The sequence below is a fragment of the Pseudomonas sp. P2S-1 genome, assembly GCF_057197725.1.
This window is the reverse complement of the sequence record NZ_CM170068.1, coordinates 4,054,685-4,072,310: the sequence shown is the minus strand read 5'-3', so window position 1 is coordinate 4,072,310 and position 17,626 is coordinate 4,054,685. Positions and strand designations below refer to the sequence as shown.

The window sequence follows — 17,626 nt, the reverse complement described above, 5'->3', positions numbered from 1 at the left end:
TGCAGGCCGTGTGGATCAAGACTCCCCGGAGATTGAGCAAAAAATCGCCAGAAATCAGGGTCTTGTGCACAAAGCACGGGGATGAGGGTGTGGATAACCTTGGGAGAGGTTGCTACAGGCCACGGATTACGTGGCCTGTAGCGGTTTGATCATTTTATGATCAGGCGCGTTTGCGCAGGGTCAGCCAGGCATCGACGCTGTACAGGGCCAGGCCGGCCCAGATGAACATGAACGCTACCAGGGTGCTGCTCGACAGATGCTCACCGAACAACAGCACTGCCTGCAGCAGCACCAAGGTCGGCGCCAGGTACTGCAGGAAGCCCAGGGTGGTGTAGGGCAGGTGGCGCGCGGCGGCGTTGAAGCTGACCAGCGGCACCAGGGTCACCGGGCCTGCCGCCATCAGCCACAGGGCCTGGCTGGTGCTGTAGAACTCGGGTTGAGCGCTGTTGGCCATGGGGTTGAGCAGCAGCCAGCCGATGGCGATCGGCACCAGCATCCAGGTTTCCACTACAAGACCGGGCAGGGCCGCTACAGGCGCCTGTTTGCGGATCAGCCCGTAGAAGCCGAAGCTCAGCGCCAGGGCCAGCGACACCCACGGCAGGCTGCCGACTTGCCAGACCTGCTGGGCCACGCCCAGTGCCGCCATCCCCACCGCGATCCATTGCAGGCGGCGCAGGCGCTCGCCGAGCAGGAGCATGCCCAGCAGCACGTTGATCAGCGGGTTGATGTAGTAGCCGAGGCTGGCTTCGAGCATGCGCCCGTTGTTCACCGCCCAGACGTAGGTCAGCCAGTTGAAGGCGATCAGCGAGCCGCTCAGGGCGAGGATTGCCAGGCGCCGCGGGTTGTCACGCAGTTCACGCCACCAGCCGGGGTGTTTCCACACCAGCAGCAACGCTGCGCCGAACAGCGCCGACCAGAGCACCCGGTGGACGATGATCTCCACCGCCGGGACGCTTTGCAGCAGCTTGAAGTAGATGGGGAACAGGCCCCAGATAATGTAGGCGGTCAGGCCGAGAATGTACCCGCGGCGCGGGTTGGCGGCAGTCATGATGATCCTTGCTTAGCTAGCTAAATGCGCGGCTATTGTAGACAGACGTCGTGCCGCTTTTAGAACAATTTGAGGGGTTCTTCGTCCAGCGCCGCGCATTGTTCGCGCAGTGCGAGGATCTGGTCGCCCCAATAGCGCTCCTGGCCGAACCAAGGGAAGCTGCGCGGGAAGGCCGGGTCGTCCCAGCGCCGTGCCAGCCAGGCGCTGTAGTGCAGCAGGCGCAGGCCGCGCAGGGGCTCGATCAGGGCCAGTTCACGCGGGTCGAAATCGTGGAACTCGTTGTAGCCGTCCATCAGTTCGGCGAGCTGGCCGAGGCGTTCCTCGCGGCTGCCGGCGAGCATCATCCACAGATCCTGGACGGCGGGGCCCATGCGGCAGTCGTCGAGGTCGACGATATGGAACACCTCGTCGCGGCACATCAGGTTGCCGGGGTGGCAATCGCCGTGCAGGCGGATCTGTTTGTGCGGGGTGCGGGCGTAGATCGCCTCGATGCGCTTGAGCAGGTCGCGGGCCACGGATTCGAAGGCGGGCAGCAGGCTTTTCGGGACGTAGTCACCTTCCAGCAGGGTGGCCAGGGAAGCGTGGCCGAAGTTATCCACAGCGAGGCTCTCGCGCTCGGCGAACGGGCGGCTGGCGCCGACGGCGTGCAGGCGGCCGAGCAGTTGGCCGAGGCGGTAGAGCTGGTCGAGGTTGCCGGGCTCCGGTGCTCGACCGCCACGCCGGGGGAACAGGGCGAAGCGGAAGCCGGCGTGTTCGAACAGGGTCTTGCCGTTGTGCAGCAGCGGGGCGACCACCGGCACTTCGCAGTCGGCCAGTTCGGCGGTGAAGGCGTGTTCCTCGAGGATCGCGGCATCGCTCCAGCGGTCGGGGCGGTAGAACTTGGCGATCACCGGTTCGGCGTCTTCGATGCCGACCTGGTAGACGCGGTTCTCGTAGCTGTTCAGCGCCAGGACCCGGGCATCGCTGAGCAGGTCCTGGCTTTCGATGGCGTCCAGGACCAGATCGGGGGTGAGGGTATCGAAGGGGTGGGACATGCGCGACTCCGGCTGTGCGGCGTAAAGAGGCCGCATCGATTCCGGCATGGTAACTCAGGGGGTGTTTCCTGGAGAGGTCCAATTCTGAAGGCTTTCACAGAACCTTGTGGGAGCTGGCTTGCCAGCGATTTGGCCAGATCGGGCAACCTCATCGCTCATGCCGGCCTCATCGCTGGCAAGCCAGCTCCCACAGGGTTTTGTGTTAACCGGTACTTTTGTGTCAGGCGCCGATAATGCCGCCATCCTCGCGGGTAATCGCCATCACCGACGACCGCGGCTTGCCATTCGGCAAATGCTCGGGGAAGGTCGAACCGCCGGTTTCACCCGGGTGCTGGATCCCCACGAACAAGGTCTTCTGGTCCGGCGCAAAGGCAATCCCGGTCACTTCGCAGGCCACCGGACCGACCATGAAGCGGCGGATTTCCCCGGTCGCCGGGTCGGCACACAACATCTGGTTATTGCCCATGCCAGCGAAGTCCCCGGCATTGCTGTAGTCGCCGTCCGTGAGGATCCACAGCCGGCCATCCGGGTCGAAGCCCAGACCATCGGGGCTGTTGAACATGTTCTGCGCGGTGACATTGTCCGAGCCGCCTTTCGCTGCACCCGGGTGCACCTCGGGATTGCCGGCGACGACGAACAGGTCCCAGTCGAATTCCATCGAACCATGATCATCACCCGTCTCGCGCCAGCGCAGGATCTGCCCGTAGACGTTCTTCTCCCGGGGGTTCGGCCCACCGACCGGCTGGCCTTCCTCACCACGCTTGACGTTGTTGGTCAGGGTGCAATAGATCTGCCCGTCCTTCGGGCTCACCACGATCCATTCCGGCCGGTCCATGCGCGTGGCCTTCAGCAGGCTCGCAGCGAGACGTGCGTGGATCAGCACCTGGGCCTGGTTGGCGAAGCCGGCCGCCGCATTCAGGCCGTTCTTGCCATGGGTCAGTTCCAGCCACTGGCCCTTGCCTTTCGGATGGTTCGGGTTGCCGTCGCCATCGTCGAAGCGCGCCACGTACAGGGTGCCGTGGTCCAGCAGGTTGCGGTTGGCGGTAGGGTTCTTGTGGTCGATGCGCTCGCGGCTGATGAACTTATAGATGAACTCGCCACGCTCGTCGTCGCCCATGTACACCACGGCGCGGCCGTCACGGGTCTCGCCGAGGGCGGCGTTCTCGTGCTTGAAGCGGCCGAGGGCGGTGCGCTTGACCGGGGTGGACTTCGGATCGAACGGGTCGATCTCCACCACCCAGCCATGGCGGTTCAGTTCGTTGGGGTTCTTCGCCAGGTCAAAACGCGGATCGTGCAGGTGCCAGCCGACTTCCTTGCCCGCCACCGAAGCACCGTAGCGCTTCTGCCCGGCGTCGAAGGCCTGCTGCGGATCGCTGCTGCCGAAGCAGTCGGTGAAGTTCTCTTCGCAGGTCAGGTAGGTGCCCCACGGGGTCTTGCCGTTGGCGCAGTTCTGGAAGGTGCCGAGGACCTTGGTCGCGCTGTTGTCGGCCGCAGTACGCAGCCAGGCATCACCCGCCGCCGGGCCGCTCAGGCGGATCGGCGTGTTGCCGTGGATGCGGCGGTTGTATTTGGAGCCCTGGACGAACTGCCACTGGCCGTTCTTGCGCTGCACTTCGATCACCGACACGCCTTCCGAGGCCTGGGCCTTGTGCACGTCTTCGGCATTGGCCGGCTGGCCGCCGTGGTCGAACAGGTAGCGGTAGTTGGTGTATTCGTTGTTGATCGCCATGAGTGCGCGGTTTTCGTCACCCGGGAAGGGGAACAGGCTCATGCCGTCGTTGTTGTCGCCGAACTGCACTTCCTGGGCCTTGGCCGTGCCCTTGCCGGACGGGTCGAAGGCCGGCGAGTCGGCATGCAGGGGCTGGCCCCAGCTGATCAGCACCGAGGCCTTGTAGCCCGGCGGCAGGCTGATGCCATCGGCGGTGGACGAGGGAATTGCGCTGAAACCGAGCAACGGGCTGCCGGAAGCGGCACTCACGCTATCGGCCAGCACGCTGCGGCTCAGCAGGTTGCCACCGAGAAACAGCGCCGCTCCACACAAGGCGCCGGCACCGATGAAACGGCGACGGCTCAGGCCGATAATCTGCTCGAGATCGGTCGGCTGGTTTTCTTCTAATAGGTTCATGACAGGCTTCCTGCGGTTTGTGGCAGTCACCTTAATCAGGCCCTATGACAGTTTTGTGGCCGATTTCAGACGGGTGTTCCGAGAAGAACGTAGGTCGGAAGGAATCGAACCTGTACGACACTTCCGACGGCAAGGTCATGGCTACGCAGCCATTCCGGCTCGGCGAAGGCGCACAGGATCTGCCCGCTGCCCAGGCTCAAGCGCAGCTCGCTGGAGCCCTGGGGATCGTCCTGCAATTCATCGATCGTCGCTTCCAGGCTGTTGGTCCCCGGTGGTACCGGGGCATCGCGGGTCGCCAGCTCCAGCCAGCCGGCCTTGATCAAGGCGACCACGGCAGTGCCGGGCTCCAGCTCCAGGCGGTGGGTGCTGTCGTGGGTGATCTGCGCTTCGATGCGCAGGTCGCCGGCCAGGGTCAGTTCGATGGTGTCGTTGCGCCCCTGCGGGTGGATCGCGCTGACCCGCCCGTGCAGCTGATTGCGCGCGCTGGTGCGCAGCATCAGGCGGCCGAGCAGGTCGAGGTCGCTGCTGTCCTCGGCTTCTTCGAGGATCTGCGCCTGAAGGATCTGCAGGCGCTGGTAAAGGCGCAGCACCCGGCGGCCTTCATCCGACAGACGGGCGCCGCCACCGCCACGCCCGCCGGTGCTTCGTTCCACCAGCGGCCGCGCGGCGAGGTTGTTGAGTTCGTCGATCGCATCCCAGGCGGCCTTGTAGCTCATGCCCGCGGCTTTCGCGGCACGGGTGATGGAGCCTTGCTCATCAATGTGCTGCAACAGGGCGATGCGTTGCGGACGACGGACGATGTGCTGGGACAGGGGCGTAGGCAAGGGCATGGGGTCGGTACGAAAGCTGACGATGATCGGCAGGAAATTGCCCGCCCCACCGCGCCAAGTCAAGCACTGCCGGGTCGCGGGGTGCGCGCCAGGCAGTAGACATCCACCCGCGCCGCGCCGGCATCGCGCAGCAACCGGGCCAGGGCCTGGGCGGTGGCACCGGTGGTCAGCACGTCGTCCACCAGCGCCACATGCACGCCCTCGATGGCCTCGGGACGGGTGAGGGCGAAGGCATTCCGGAGGTTGCGCTTACGTGCGCGGGCGTCGAGTTCCTGTTGCGCGGTGGTGTCGAGGGGGCGCGTCAGCAGCTCGGTGTCGCAGGGGATCGCCAGTTGCGCGGCGATCCATCCAGCGAGCATCGCCGCCTGGTTGTAGCCGCGCTGGCGCAAGCGCCGGCTGGCCATGGGCACGGGCAGCAGCAGCGCCGGGCGCGGCAGCCCGTCGGCGAACCGGTGCGCCAGCCAGTTACCGAGCATCTGCGCCATCAGCCGGCCCAGTGGCCACTGGCGCTGGTGCTTGAAGCGGGTGATCAGGGCGTCCAGCGGAAAACCGTAGTGCCACGGCGCCTCGACCCGACGAAAGGCGGGGCGCTGCCGCGCGCACTGGCCACAGAGCAGGTCGTCGAGCGGCAAGGGCAGGGCGCAGATCCGGCAACGTTCATCCAGCCAGGGCAATTCGTTTTCACAGGACGAGCAGATCGGATGGACCTGTTCGGCGGGCTCATCGCACAACAAACAGGCATGGTTATTATTTGTACAGATGTAAACCTGTGTTTTCTTGCAAGGTTGACAGCGCATTGGCCTTCCTTAACTATGCGGGCTATCCGTGATGCGCTGGCGGGCGATCCGACCCCCGCGCCAGTACAAGCCTAAACAAGGAAACGCCCATGAGCGCCAGCACAACTGCAACGCTTCGTCACGACTGGTCCCTGGCCGAAGTCAAAGCCCTGTTCCAGCAGCCGTTCAACGACCTGCTGTTCCAGGCGCAGACTGTGCACCGTGCGCATTTCGACCCCAACCGCGTCCAGGTCTCGACCCTGCTGTCGATCAAGACCGGCGCCTGCCCGGAAGATTGCAAATATTGTCCGCAGTCCGGTCACTACAACACCGGCCTGGACAAGCAGAAACTGATGGAAGTGCAGAAGGTCCTGGAGGAAGCCGCCCGGGCCAAGGCCATCGGCTCCACCCGTTTCTGCATGGGCGCGGCGTGGAAGCACCCGTCGGCCAAGGACATGCCCTACGTGCTGGAGATGGTCAAAGGGGTCAAGGCCATGGGCCTGGAAACCTGCATGACCCTCGGCCGCCTCGACCAGGAGCAGACCCAGGCCCTGGCCGAAGCCGGCCTGGACTACTACAACCACAACCTCGACACCTCGCCGGAGTTCTACGGCAGCATCATCACCACCCGCACCTACAGCGAGCGCCTGCAGACCCTGGCCTATGTGCGTGACGCGGGGATGAAGATCTGCTCCGGCGGCATCCTCGGCATGGGCGAGTCGCTGGACGACCGCGCCGGCCTGCTGATCCAGCTGGCCAACCTGCCCGAGCACCCGGAGTCGGTACCGATCAACATGCTGGTGAAGGTTGCCGGCACGCCGCTGGAAAACGCCGAGGACGTCGATCCGTTCGACTTCATCCGCATGCTGGCGGTGGCGCGGATCCTCATGCCGCAGTCCCATGTGCGCCTGTCCGCCGGGCGCGAGCAGATGAACGAGCAGATGCAGGCGCTGGCCTTCATGGCCGGGGCCAACTCGATCTTCTACGGCGAGAAACTGCTGACCACCGCCAACCCCCAGGCCGACAAGGACATGCAGTTGTTCGCCCGCCTCGGCATCAAGCCCGAAGCCCGCGAAGAGCATGCCGACGAAGTGCACCAGGCGGCCATCGAGCAGGCACTGATCGAGCAGAAGAGCAGCGAGCTGTTCTACGACGCCGCGTCCGCCTGAGGTTGCCATGAGCTTCGATCTTCGTGCGCGCCTCGAGCAGAGGCGTGCCGCTGACCTGTACCGCCAGCGCCCGCTGCTGCAGAGCCCGCAAGGCCCGCAGGTGGTGGTGGACGGGCAGCCGCTGCTGGCCTTCTGCAGCAACGATTACCTGGGCCTGGCCAATCATCCCGAGGTGATCGCCGCCTGGCGTGCCGGCGCCGAGCGCTGGGGCGTGGGCGGTGGCGCGTCGCATCTGGTGGTGGGTCACAGCACCCCGCATCACGAACTGGAAGAAGCCCTGGCCGAGTTCACTGGGCGCCCGCGTGCGCTGCTGTTCACCACCGGCTACATGGCCAACCTCGGCGTGGTTACCGCGCTGGTGGGGCAGGGTGATACCGTCCTGCAGGACCGCCTCAACCATGCCTCGCTGCTGGATGCCGGCCTGCTCAGCGGCGCGCGGTTCAACCGTTACCTGCACAACGACGCCGACAGCCTCGACAAGCGCCTGGACAAGGCCGAGGGCAACACCCTGGTAGTCACCGACGGCGTGTTCAGCATGGACGGCGATATCGCCGAGCTGCCGGCACTGGTCAATCGTGCCCGGGCCAAGGGCGCCTGGCTGATGGTCGACGATGCCCATGGCTTCGGCACCCTTGGCCGGCATGGCGGGGGTGTGGCCGAGCACTTCGGCCTGGGTCTTGAAGAACTGCCGGTGCTGGTCGGCACCCTCGGCAAGGCCTTCGGCACCGCCGGTGCCTTCGTCGCCGGCAGCGAGGACCTGATCGAAAGCCTGGTGCAGTTCGCCCGTCCTTATATCTACACCACCAGCCAGCCCCCGGCGCTGGCCTGCGCGACCCTGAAAAGCCTGACCCTGCTGCGCGACGAGCACTGGCGCCGCGAGCACCTGGCCGCGCTGATCGCCCAGTTCCGTGGCGGCGCCGAGGCGCTGGGCCTGGAACTGATGGACAGCTTCACGCCGATCCAGCCGATCCTGATCGGCGATGCCGGACGGGCGATGCAGCTGTCGCGGATGTTGCGCGAACGCGGGCTGCTGGTGACCGCCATCCGTCCGCCCACCGTGCCCGCCGGCAGCGCCCGCCTGCGGGTGACCCTGACCGCCGCCCACAGCGCCGCGCAGGTCCAGCTATTGTTGAATGCATTGGCCGAGTGTTATCCGCTGTTGGAGCCTGTCGATGCGTAATCATCTGATTCTTCTGCCGGGCTGGGGCCTGGGCAGCGCCGCGCTGGAACCGCTGGCGGCAAGTTTGAGGGCACAGGATGCCGGACTCCGGGTCGAGCTGGCGGCCCTGCCAAACCTGGTCAGCGACGACCCGCAGGCCTGGCTCGACGAGCTGGACCGGCGCCTGCCGAAGGACACCTGGCTGGGGGGCTGGTCGCTGGGCGGCATGCTCGCTGCCGAGCTGGCGGCGCGGCGTGGCGATCACTGTTGCGGGCTGCTGACCTTCGCCAGCAACCTCAGCTTCGTCGCCCGTCCGGACTGGCCGGACGGCATGCCACCGGACACCTTCGAAACCTTCGTCGATGGCTGCCGCAGCCATACCGCCGTTACCCTCAAGCGCTTCAAGTCGCTGTGCAGCGAAGGCGCGCAGGAGCCGCGCAGCCTGCTGCGGCAACTGGGCGTCGGCGTGCCGGATACCGACCCGGTGCTGCTGGTGAAGGGCCTGGAAGTGCTCGGCCGCCTGGATACCCGGGCGGCGTTGCAGGCTTATGGCGGGCCGCAACTGCACCTGTTCGCCGGCTCCGACGAACTGGTCCCGGCCGAGGCCGCCCGGGCCCTCAGCGAATGGCTGCCGGATGTCGAGGTGGGCCTGGTCGAGGGCGCTTCCCACGCGTTCATCCTCGAATACCCGCAAGAGCTGGCGGCCAATATCAAGACCTTCCTGCATGAGAGTGGCGATGACTGATCTATCCCGACCCGGCCTGCCCGGCGCCTTGCCCGACAAGCGCCAGGTGGCCGCGTCCTTTTCCCGTGCCGCCGCCAGCTATGACAGCGTTGCCGAATTGCAGCGGGCGGTGGGTGGTCATCTGCTGGAGCAGCTGCCGCCGGGGCTGGCGCCGCATTGCTGGGTCGATCTCGGCAGCGGCACCGGGCATTTCAGCCGGGCCCTGCAAGGGCGTTATGCGGACGGGCTGGGCGTGGCGGTGGATATCGCCGAGGGCATGCTGCGCCATGCCCGCGCTGCCGGTGGTGCGGATTACCACGTTGCCGGTGATGCCGAACGCCTGCCCCTGCGCGAGGCCTGCGCCGGGCTGATGTTTTCCAGCCTCGCCGTGCAATGGTGCGCGAATTTCCGTGAGGTACTCGCCGAGGCGCGGCGGGTGCTGCAGCCCGGTGGCGTGCTGGCCTTCTCCAGCCTGTGCGTCGGCACCCTGCATGAGTTGCGGGCGAGCTGGGAGGCGGTGGATGGCATGGTGCATGTGAACCGCTTCCGGCGTTTCGAGGACTACCAGCGGTTGTGTGCAGAAAGCGGTCTGGATGTACTCGACCTGCATGCACAACCCCATGTGTTGCACTACCCTGATGTGCGCAGTCTGACCCATGAGCTCAAGGCCCTGGGCGCGCACAACCTCAATCCCGGCCGTCCCGCCGGGCTCACCGGACGGGCGCGGATGCAAGGATTGCTGCAGGCTTACGAGCAGTTTCGCCAGCCGCAGGGCCTGCCGGCCACCTACCAGGTGGTCTATGGGGTCTTGCGCAAGCCGCTGACAGAAGGGGAGTGAGATGAGCGCGGCCTATTTCATCGCCGGCACCGACACCGACGTGGGCAAGACCACCATCGCCGCCGGCCTGCTGCAGGCGGCGCAACTGGCCGGATTGAGCACCCTGGGTGCCAAGCCGGTGGCTTCGGGATGCGAAGTCACGCCCAAGGGGCTGCGCAACAGTGACGCCCTGGCGTTGATGGCGCAGAGCACGCTGAAGCTGCCTTATGAGCGGATCAACCCTTTTGCCTTCGAGCCGGCCATCGCTCCCCATCTGGCGGCGCGGGAGGCTGGTGTCGAGCTGAGCGTGCCGGGCCTGCTCGGGCCGATGCGCGAAGTATTGGCGCAGGGCGCGGATTTCACCTTGATCGAAGGCGCCGGGGGCTGGCGGGTGCCGTTGTCCCATGTTGCCAACCTGTCGGACCTGGCGATGGCGCTGAAACTGCCGGTGATCCTGGTGGTGGGCGTGCGGCTGGGGTGCATCAACCATGCGTTGCTCAGCGCCGAAGCGATTGCCCGGGATGGTTTGCAACTGGCGGGGTGGGTGGCGAATATCATCGATCCGCGCACGTCGCGGCTCGAGGAGAATCTGGCCAGCCTGGCCGAGCGCTTGCCGGCGCCGTGCCTGGGGCGGGTGCCGAAGCTGAAGATCGCCTCGGCGGAGGCGGTGGCGGAGCATCTGCAGATCGATCTCCTGGACTGACAACGGACCCTGTGGGAGCTGGCTTGCCAGCGATTGGGCCAGGCCTGACAGCATCATTGCTCAAGCCGGCCTCATCGCTGGCAAGCCAGCTCCCACAGGGTTTTGTGTCAGTCTGCTAGTTCCTCTCTATCGCAACCCCCAACCCCATTAGTGTTTTTCAACGGCAATCTCTGCCCATCTCTGCTTCAATAGGCCACTGTATTGCCACTCTCTTTACTGGAGTTTTGAAATGGAAATCTCGGGCAGTTCCGCATTCTATGCCGGCCTGGGCGCCATTCAGGCCGGGCAGCAGCGGGTCGACCAGGCCGCCAGCCAAATCGCCAACAACACCGTAGAGCGCGCCGCCACCAGTCAATCCAGCGACTTCCAGGCCGAGCGCCTGCGTTCCGTCGATCGCAGCCAGCAGATGGACATGGCCACCGCCACCGTCGAACAGGCCTTGGGCAAGCACCAGGTCGAACTCGGTGTCAAAGTGGCCAAAGCATCGGACGAAATGCTCGGCACGCTGATCGACACCTACGCCTGAGGCACAACGCCTCAGGCTTCATCTTTTCCCGCTAGCCTTTATTCATCAGCGCCTTGGCCGTTGTGCCGGGCGTTCGGCTGCGCGTCTCTCGGAGTTTTCCTACGCTTGTAGTTCGTCTGGACGATGGCAAAAGTGCCGTTGGCGGGGTGTTGACAAGATATAGGCGTAAACGTATGTTTCAAACAATCGTTTGACCGAAAGCCGCCTAGAGCTGGTCGGTGTGGTCTCTCTCCTAACAAGGTTCATCAGCAGAGGTTCATCGCTATGCCTGAATACAAAGCCCCCTTGCGTGATATTCGTTTCGTCCGTGATGAACTGCTCGGCTATGAAGCGCACTATCAAAGCCTGCCGGGTTGCCAGGACGCCACGCCGGACATGGTCGACGCCATTCTTGAAGAAGGCGCGAAGTTCTGTGAACAGGTACTGGCCCCGCTGAACCGCGTTGGTGACCTGGAAGGCTGCACCTGGAGCGAATCCGGCGTGAAGACCCCGACCGGCTTCAAGGAAGCCTACAAGCAGTTCGTCGAAGGCGGCTGGCCGAGCCTGGCCCATGACGTCGAGCACGGTGGCCAGGGTCTGCCTGAGTCGCTGGGCCTGGCGATCAGCGAAATGGTCGGCGAGTCCAACTGGTCCTGGGGCATGTACCCGGGCCTGTCCCATGGCGCGATGAACACCCTGTCCGCCCACGGTACCGCCGAGCAGCAGCACACCTACCTGAGCAAGCTGGTCACCGGCGAATGGACCGGCACCATGTGCCTGACCGAGCCACACTGCGGTACCGACCTGGGCATGCTGCGCACCAAGGCCGAGCCTCAGGCCGACGGTTCCTACAAAGTCACCGGCACCAAGATCTTCATCTCGGCCGGTGAACACGACATGGCCGACAACATCGTCCATATCGTCCTGGCCCGCCTGCCGGACGCACCGGCTGGCACCAAGGGCATTTCCCTGTTCATCGTGCCGAAGTTCCTGCCCAACGCCGAAGGCGGCGTGGGCGAGCGCAACGCCGTGACCTGTGGTTCCCTGGAACACAAGATGGGCATCCACGGTAACGCCACTTGCGTGATGAACTTCGACGCCGCCACCGGCTTCCTGATCGGCCCGGCCAACAAAGGCCTGAACTGCATGTTCACCTTCATGAACACCGCTCGCCTGGGGACCGCGCTGCAAGGCCTGGCCCACGCCGAAGTCGGTTTCCAGGGGGGGCTGAAATACGCCCGCGACCGCCTGCAAATGCGCTCCCTGACCGGCCCGAAAGCACCGGACAAGGCAGCCGACCCGATCATCGTCCACCCGGACGTGCGCCGCATGCTGCTGACCATGAAGGCCTTCGCCGAGGGTAACCGCGCGATGGTCTACTTCACCGCCAAGCAGGTGGACATCGTCAAGTACAGCCAGGACGAAGAAGAGAAGAAGAAGGCCGACGCACTGCTGGCCTTCATGACCCCGATCGCCAAGGCGTTCATGACCGAAGTCGGCTTCGAATCGGCCAACCACGGCGTGCAGATCTACGGTGGCCACGGCTTCATCGCCGAGTGGGGCATGGAGCAGAACGTGCGCGATAGCCGCATCTCCATGCTGTACGAAGGCACCACCGGCATCCAGGCCCTCGACCTGCTGGGTCGCAAGGTCCTGATGACCCAGGGCGAGGCGCTGAAGGGCTTCACCAAGATCGTGCACAAGTTCTGCCAGGCCCAGGAAGGCAACGACGCCGTCAAGGAATTCGTCGAGCCACTGGCTGCGCTGAACAAGGAGTGGGGCGAACTGACCATGAAGGTCGGTATGGCCGCCATGAAGGACCGCGAGGAAGTGGGTGCTGCTTCGGTGGACTACCTGATGTACTCCGGCTATGCCTGCCTGGCGTACTTCTGGGCCGACATCGCCCGCCTGGCCGCCGAGAAGCTGGCTGCCGGCACCACCGAGGAAGCCTTCTACACCGCCAAGTTGCAGACTGCGCGCTTCTACTTCCAGCGCATCCTGCCGCGTACCCGTACCCATGTCGCGACCATGCTGTCGGGTGCGAACAACCTGATGGCGATGGACGAAGAGCATTTCGGCCTGTCGTACTGATCTACTCGCTTCAAGAAAAACGCCTGCCCTCACCGGCAGGCGTTTTTTTTGGCCTTGTGAAAACCTTTCGGGCCTCATCGCTGGCTTGCCAGCGATGAGGCCAGTACAGACAACACACCTCTGCAAATTGATCCAGCAAATGAGCTTCAAGCTCCAGCCCCTTGCTGCCGTTAAATAAATTGACGCCAAATATTTATCTATTCATGTGCATTGCCGATAAAGTGAAGGCACAATGACATTATCGATCTGCTGGATCGGAGAGTTCTCTTGTTTCGTTTGTCCGCTGTACGCCTGAGTCATTTCCTCCCCGGGGCCTTCCTGCTGCTGTCCGGGCTTGCGGCCGCCTATGTCCGCGACCTGTCGGTGTTCTTCACTTCGCTGTTCAACGTCCTGCCGACCCTGGTCCTGCTGCTGGGCGGCGCCTACTGTGCGGTGTATCGGCGCCAGCGCGAGCTGTTCCTGATGATAACCGTGTACATCGCCTACTACCTGCTGGACACCCAGACCGACTTCTACCGCGACCACGGCCGCGTGCGCGAGGATGCGGCGGTGGTGTTCCACCTGGTGTGCCTGCTGCTGCCGATGCTGTTCGCCCTGTTCGGTGCCTGGCAGGAACGCACCCACCTGTTCCAGGACATGGTTGCGCGCTTCGCCGTGCTGCTCGCCGTCGGCAGTGTCGCCCTGGGCCTGGAGCAGAGCTACCCGCAGGCCCTGCTGAGCTGGCTGGCGGAGATCCGCTGGCCGTCGCTGCATGGCCAGTGGATGAGCCTGATCCAGATGTCCTACCCGGTGTTCTTCCTGGCCTTCGTGGTGCTGGTGGTGCAGTACCTGCGCGAGCCGCGGCCGCTGCATGCGGCGCAGGTCATCGGCTTGATCGGCATCTTCTGGATGCTGCCGCAGACCTTCATCCTGCCCTTCACCCTGAACATCATGTGCAGCCAGGTGATGCTGATGATCGCCGCGTCGGTCTCCCACGAGGCCTACCAGATGGCCTTCCGCGACGAGCTCACCGGCCTGCCGGGCCGCCGCGCGCTGAACGAGCGCATGCAGCGCCTGGGGCGCAACTACGTGCTGGCGATGACCGACGTCGACCACTTCAAGAAATTCAACGATACCCATGGCCACGACGTCGGCGACCAGGTCCTGCGCCTGGTGGCGAGCAAGCTGTCCAAGGTCACCGGCGGCGGCCGCGCCTACCGCTACGGCGGCGAGGAGTTCTGCCTGGTGTTCGCCGGCAAGACCCTGGAAGAGTGCATTCCGCACCTCGAGGCGGTGCGCGAGATGATTGCCAACTACGCTATTCAGCTGCGCAACCAGGAGAACCGCCCGCAGGACGACCAGCAAGGTCGCCAGCGTCGCGGAACGGCGGGGGGCGGAAGCGTGTCGGTGACCGTGAGTATCGGTGTCTGCGAACGCCAGCCCGAACACCGCACCCCCGAGGAAGTGCTCAAGGCCGCGGACCAGGCGCTGTACGCGGCCAAGGGAGCGGGGCGTAACTGCGTGATGGCCCATGGGCAGAAGGAGCGGCGAGGCGCATTGCGCGTGGCGTGACCGAAACTGACTTGCCGGTCTCTAGATGACCCTATGTGTCGCAAAAGTTGTTCAGTTACACTCCGAAACCTTAGTACCGGTTCCTTGCGGGACTGTCCACGACTCAAGGTGTGAGAGGTTGCCATGGCTGACTACAAAGCGCCGCTGCGCGATATGCGCTTCGTTCTCAACGAAGTGTTCGAAGTCTCGAAACTGTGGGCAGCCCTGCCCGGACTGGCCGACGCGGTAGACGAAGAGACCGCCCTGGCCGTGCTGGAAGAGGCCGGCAAGGTCACCAGCAAGACCATCGCCCCGCTCAGCCGCGCCGCCGATGAAGAAGGCTGCCACTGGGACAACGGCAACGTGCGCACCCCGGCCGGTTTCATCGATGCCTACCGCACCTACGCCGAAGGCGGCTGGGTCGGCGTCGGTGGCGACCCGGTGTACGGCGGCATGGGCATGCCCAAGGTGATCTCGGCCCAGGTCGAGGAAATGGTCAACTCGTCGAGCCTGGCCTTCGGCCTGTACCCGATGCTGACCGCCGGCGCCTGCCTGTCGATCAATGCCCACGCCAGCGAAGAGCTCAAGGAAAAGTACCTGCCGAACATGTACGCCGGAGTCTGGGCCGGCTCCATGTGCCTGACCGAGCCCCATGCCGGCACCGACCTGGGCATCATCCGCACCCGCGCCGAGCCGCAGGCGGACGGCAGCTACAAGGTCAGCGGGACCAAGATCTTCATCACCGGCGGTGAACACGACCTCACCGAGAACATCATCCACCTGGTGCTGGCCAAGCTGCCGGACGCGCCGGCCGGGCCGAAGGGCATTTCCCTGTTCCTGGTGCCGAAGTTCCTGGTCAACGCCGACGGCAGCCTGGGCGAACGCAACCCGGCCACCTGCGGCTCGATCGAGCACAAGATGGGCATCCAGGCCTCGGCCACCTGCGTGATGAACTTCGACGAAGCCGTGGGCTATATCGTCGGCGAGCCGAACAAGGGCCTGGCGGCGATGTTCACCATGATGAACTACGAGCGCCTGGGCGTCGGTATCCAGGGCTTGGCCTCGGCCGAGCGTTCCTACCAGAACGCCATCGAATACGCCCGTGACCGCCTGCAGAGCCGTTCCCCGACCGGCCCGCAAGCCAAGGACAAGGTCGCCGACCCGATCATCGTCCACCCGGACGTGCGTCGCATGCTGCTGACCATGAAGGCCCTCAACGAGGGCGGTCGCGCCTTCTCCACCTACGTTGCCATGCAGCTGGACACCGCCAAGTACAGCGAAGACGCCACCACCCGCAAGCGCGGGGAAGACCTGGTCGCCCTGCTGACCCCGGTGGCCAAGGCCTTTCTCACCGACCTCGGGCTGGAGACGGCGGTGCATGGCCAGCAGGTCTTCGGCGGCCACGGCTATATCCGCGAGTGGGGCCAGGAGCAGTTGGTGCGTGATGTGCGCATCACCCAGATCTACGAAGGCACCAACGGCATCCAGGCCCTGGACCTGATGGGGCGCAAGATCGTCGGTAGTGGCGGCGCCTTCTACAAGCTGTTCGCCGACGAGATCCGCCATTTCACTGGCACCGCCGGCAGCGAGCTGGGCGAGTTCGTCAAACCGCTGAATACTGCGCTGGACGACCTGGATTCCCTGACCGCCTGGGTCCTGGACCGGGCCAAGGGCAACCCGAACGAGATCGGCGCGGCGTCGGTCGAGTACCTGCACGCCTTTGGCTATGTGGCCTACGCCTACATGTGGGCGCTGATGGCGCGCACGGCGCTGGCCAAGCAGGGCGAGGAAGACTTCTACGCCAGCAAGCTGGGCACCGCGCGTTTCTATTTCGCGCGCCTGCTGCCGCGTCTGCAGTCGCTGTGCGCCTCGGTCAAGGCTGGCAGCGAGTCGCTGTACCTGCTGGAGGCCGAGCAGTTCTGAGGTAATTGCGTCATGTAAGCATTTGCTTACATGACGTGGTGACGTTTGGCGTCTTCTCTCATATTGGATCCGAAGTTAATCTTCTTTCCATGGACGAAGCGCAGGACGCGCACAGTACATCACAAGGACGGAACGAAGGAAGCCTGCCCGGGACGGTGGGAAGAAAGGGAAGTCAAAGGGAAACAGTCTGGGAAAACCTCGCTTCGGCGGGGTTTTCTTTTGCCTGCGATTTCTCTACCCGAGCACATCCAGCGGCGACACGCCCATCTGCCGCGGGTCGATCTCTTCCTCCAGCAGGGTCCGCAGCAACTCCACCGACGCCTGCTGGCGCTGCGCATCGCGGAACACCAAGCCGACCTTGAGCGGCACCCGCGGCTCGCTCAGCGGCTTCCACAGCAACTCCTGGTCTTCGGAAGCTTCCTGCGCCCGGCCTGGCAGCACCGTGGCCAGCGAGGTCTGCGGCAGGCTGTCGAGAATCCCGCCCATATTGTTCATCTCGGCCTGTACCTGCGGGCGCCGCCCGAGGTTGGCCAACTGGCCCTGCCAGATTTGCCGCACCTGGAATTCCTCGCCGAGGAGGATCATCGGCAATTCCGCCGCCTGTTTCAGCGAGACCTTCTTGAATTCGCGCAGCGGGTGGGTTTTCGGGATCACCACCTGCAGCTCGTCCTCGTACAGCAGCAGCCCGTGCAGCCCCGGCTGGCGGGGCGGCAGGTAGCTGATGCCGATGTCCAGGCTGCCGTTGAGCAGGCGCCGTTCGATCTCCAGCCCCGACAGTTCATAGATCTGCACCACCAGGTGCGGCTGCGCCTTGCGCACCCGGTCGAGCAACTGGGGCACCAGGCTCGGCCGCACCGTTTGCAGCACGCCGATGGCCAGGGTGCGCAGGGCCTGGCCGCGGAAGTTGCGCAGGGCGTCGCGGGCGCGCTGCATGCCGTCGAGCAGGGGCAGGGCGTGGTTGTACAGGGTGTGCGCGGCCAGGGTCGGCAGCAGGCGCTTGTTGCCCCGTTCGAACAGGCTGACATCGAGGCTGTGCTCGAGCTGGCGGATCTGCTGCGACAGCGCCGGCTGGGACAGCGACAGGCGTTCGGCGGCGCGGCCGACATGGCCTTCTTCATACACCGCGACGAAATATCGCAGTTGGCGGAAATCCATAAGGTTTACTTATCGAAAATGCTCGAAAAACGAAATG

At 64.7% G+C, this 17,626-nt stretch carries 15 protein-coding genes; 9 read left to right on the top strand and 6 right to left on the bottom strand.

Going from position 1 to position 17,626, the window contains the following annotated elements:
• Positions 1-160: 160 nt before the first annotated feature.
• From rarD to AC2CQI_RS18210, 5 genes are all read right to left on the bottom strand, one after another.
• Entirely contained in the window at positions 161-1,048 is an 888-nt protein-coding gene (rarD, locus tag AC2CQI_RS18230; RefSeq protein WP_075801650.1) for an EamA family transporter RarD, read from the bottom strand.
• 59 nt (positions 1,049-1,107) lie between these two features.
• Positions 1,108-2,082, bottom strand: a complete 975-nt coding sequence (locus AC2CQI_RS18225) for a serine/threonine protein kinase (RefSeq protein WP_075801649.1) — start codon at positions 2,080-2,082, stop codon at positions 1,108-1,110.
• Positions 2,083-2,302: 220 nt separating this feature from the next.
• Positions 2,303-4,207 carry a PhoX family protein gene (locus tag AC2CQI_RS18220; RefSeq protein WP_484577487.1) on the bottom strand — a complete coding sequence of 635 codons (1,905 nt, stop codon included), beginning with the start codon at positions 4,205-4,207 and terminating at the stop codon, positions 2,303-2,305.
• A gap of 65 nt (positions 4,208-4,272) precedes the next feature.
• On the bottom strand, positions 4,273-5,037 hold the full coding sequence (locus AC2CQI_RS18215) for a TOBE-like domain-containing protein (RefSeq protein WP_484580634.1): 765 nt from the start codon (positions 5,035-5,037) through the stop codon (positions 4,273-4,275).
• A 59-nt stretch (positions 5,038-5,096) separates the two neighbouring features.
• Positions 5,097-5,834, bottom strand: coding sequence for a double zinc ribbon domain-containing protein (locus tag AC2CQI_RS18210; RefSeq protein WP_484577486.1), 738 nt, complete (start codon positions 5,832-5,834; stop codon positions 5,097-5,099).
• Between the two features lie 89 nt (positions 5,835-5,923).
• On the opposite strand from AC2CQI_RS18210, the gene bioB reads away from it, so the two are divergent.
• The 9 genes from bioB (at position 5,924) to AC2CQI_RS18165 (ending at position 16,434) form a co-directional block, all read left to right on the top strand.
• Complete coding sequence (gene bioB / locus AC2CQI_RS18205) at positions 5,924-6,982, top strand: biotin synthase BioB (protein ID WP_484577485.1); 1,059 nt, start codon at positions 5,924-5,926, stop codon at positions 6,980-6,982.
• A 7-nt stretch (positions 6,983-6,989) separates the two neighbouring features.
• Positions 6,990-8,162, top strand: coding sequence for an 8-amino-7-oxononanoate synthase (gene bioF / locus AC2CQI_RS18200; protein WP_484577484.1), 1,173 nt, complete (start codon positions 6,990-6,992; stop codon positions 8,160-8,162).
• Entirely contained in the window at positions 8,155-8,886 is a 732-nt protein-coding gene (locus AC2CQI_RS18195; RefSeq protein ID WP_484577483.1) for an alpha/beta fold hydrolase, read from the top strand. Before bioF ends, AC2CQI_RS18195 begins: the two co-directional genes overlap by 8 nt.
• Entirely contained in the window at positions 8,879-9,703 is an 825-nt protein-coding gene (bioC, locus tag AC2CQI_RS18190; RefSeq protein ID WP_484577482.1) for a malonyl-ACP O-methyltransferase BioC, read from the top strand. The genes AC2CQI_RS18195 and bioC overlap by 8 nt, the downstream gene beginning before the upstream one ends.
• A gap of 1 nt (position 9,704) precedes the next feature.
• Positions 9,705-10,385 carry a dethiobiotin synthase gene (gene bioD, locus AC2CQI_RS18185; protein WP_484577481.1) on the top strand — a complete coding sequence of 227 codons (681 nt, stop codon included), beginning with the start codon at positions 9,705-9,707 and terminating at the stop codon, positions 10,383-10,385.
• Between the two features lie 229 nt (positions 10,386-10,614).
• A complete protein-coding gene (locus AC2CQI_RS18180) occupies positions 10,615-10,911 on the top strand; it encodes a pyrroloquinoline quinone biosynthesis protein PqqE (protein ID WP_075801641.1) in 297 nt (98 codons plus the stop codon).
• A gap of 264 nt (positions 10,912-11,175) precedes the next feature.
• Positions 11,176-12,981, top strand: a complete 1,806-nt coding sequence (locus tag AC2CQI_RS18175; RefSeq protein ID WP_075801640.1) for a phenylacyl-CoA dehydrogenase — start codon at positions 11,176-11,178, stop codon at positions 12,979-12,981.
• A 267-nt stretch (positions 12,982-13,248) separates the two neighbouring features.
• Positions 13,249-14,532 (top strand): GGDEF domain-containing protein, encoded by a 1,284-nt coding sequence (locus AC2CQI_RS18170; protein ID WP_075801639.1) that lies wholly within the window; start codon positions 13,249-13,251, stop codon positions 14,530-14,532.
• 123 nt (positions 14,533-14,655) lie between these two features.
• Positions 14,656-16,434: an acyl-CoA dehydrogenase C-terminal domain-containing protein gene (locus AC2CQI_RS18165; RefSeq protein WP_484577480.1), complete on the top strand. Its 1,779-nt coding sequence runs from the start codon at positions 14,656-14,658 to the stop codon at positions 16,432-16,434.
• Positions 16,435-16,668: 234 nt separating this feature from the next.
• Here AC2CQI_RS18165 and AC2CQI_RS18160 read toward each other — a convergent pair whose 3' ends face one another.
• Positions 16,669-17,589, bottom strand: a complete 921-nt coding sequence (locus AC2CQI_RS18160; RefSeq protein WP_484577479.1) for a LysR family transcriptional regulator — start codon at positions 17,587-17,589, stop codon at positions 16,669-16,671.
• Positions 17,590-17,626: the final 37 nt, after the last annotated feature.

What these genes read in the sequence shown, in the direction of transcription:
- bioD (WP_484577481.1), top strand. Translation starts at nt 9,705, where the DNA reads ATGAGCGCGGCCTATTTCATCGCCGGCACCGACACCGACGTGGGCAAG.
- AC2CQI_RS18215 (WP_484580634.1), bottom strand. Translation starts at nt 5,037, where the DNA reads ATGCCCTTGCCTACGCCCCTGTCCCAGCACATCGTCCGTCGTCCGCAA.
- AC2CQI_RS18220 (WP_484577487.1), bottom strand. Translation starts at nt 4,207, where the DNA reads ATGAACCTATTAGAAGAAAACCAGCCGACCGATCTCGAGCAGATTATC.
- bioC (WP_484577482.1), top strand. Translation starts at nt 8,879, where the DNA reads ATGACTGATCTATCCCGACCCGGCCTGCCCGGCGCCTTGCCCGACAAG.
- AC2CQI_RS18175 (WP_075801640.1), top strand. Translation starts at nt 11,176, where the DNA reads ATGCCTGAATACAAAGCCCCCTTGCGTGATATTCGTTTCGTCCGTGAT.
- AC2CQI_RS18195 (WP_484577483.1), top strand. Translation starts at nt 8,155, where the DNA reads ATGCGTAATCATCTGATTCTTCTGCCGGGCTGGGGCCTGGGCAGCGCC.
- AC2CQI_RS18160 (WP_484577479.1), bottom strand. Translation starts at nt 17,589, where the DNA reads ATGGATTTCCGCCAACTGCGATATTTCGTCGCGGTGTATGAAGAAGGC.
- AC2CQI_RS18165 (WP_484577480.1), top strand. Translation starts at nt 14,656, where the DNA reads ATGGCTGACTACAAAGCGCCGCTGCGCGATATGCGCTTCGTTCTCAAC.
- AC2CQI_RS18180 (WP_075801641.1), top strand. Translation starts at nt 10,615, where the DNA reads ATGGAAATCTCGGGCAGTTCCGCATTCTATGCCGGCCTGGGCGCCATT.
- bioF (WP_484577484.1), top strand. Translation starts at nt 6,990, where the DNA reads ATGAGCTTCGATCTTCGTGCGCGCCTCGAGCAGAGGCGTGCCGCTGAC.
- AC2CQI_RS18225 (WP_075801649.1), bottom strand. Translation starts at nt 2,082, where the DNA reads ATGTCCCACCCCTTCGATACCCTCACCCCCGATCTGGTCCTGGACGCC.
- rarD (WP_075801650.1), bottom strand. Translation starts at nt 1,048, where the DNA reads ATGACTGCCGCCAACCCGCGCCGCGGGTACATTCTCGGCCTGACCGCC.
- bioB (WP_484577485.1), top strand. Translation starts at nt 5,924, where the DNA reads ATGAGCGCCAGCACAACTGCAACGCTTCGTCACGACTGGTCCCTGGCC.
- AC2CQI_RS18210 (WP_484577486.1), bottom strand. Translation starts at nt 5,834, where the DNA reads ATGCGCTGTCAACCTTGCAAGAAAACACAGGTTTACATCTGTACAAAT.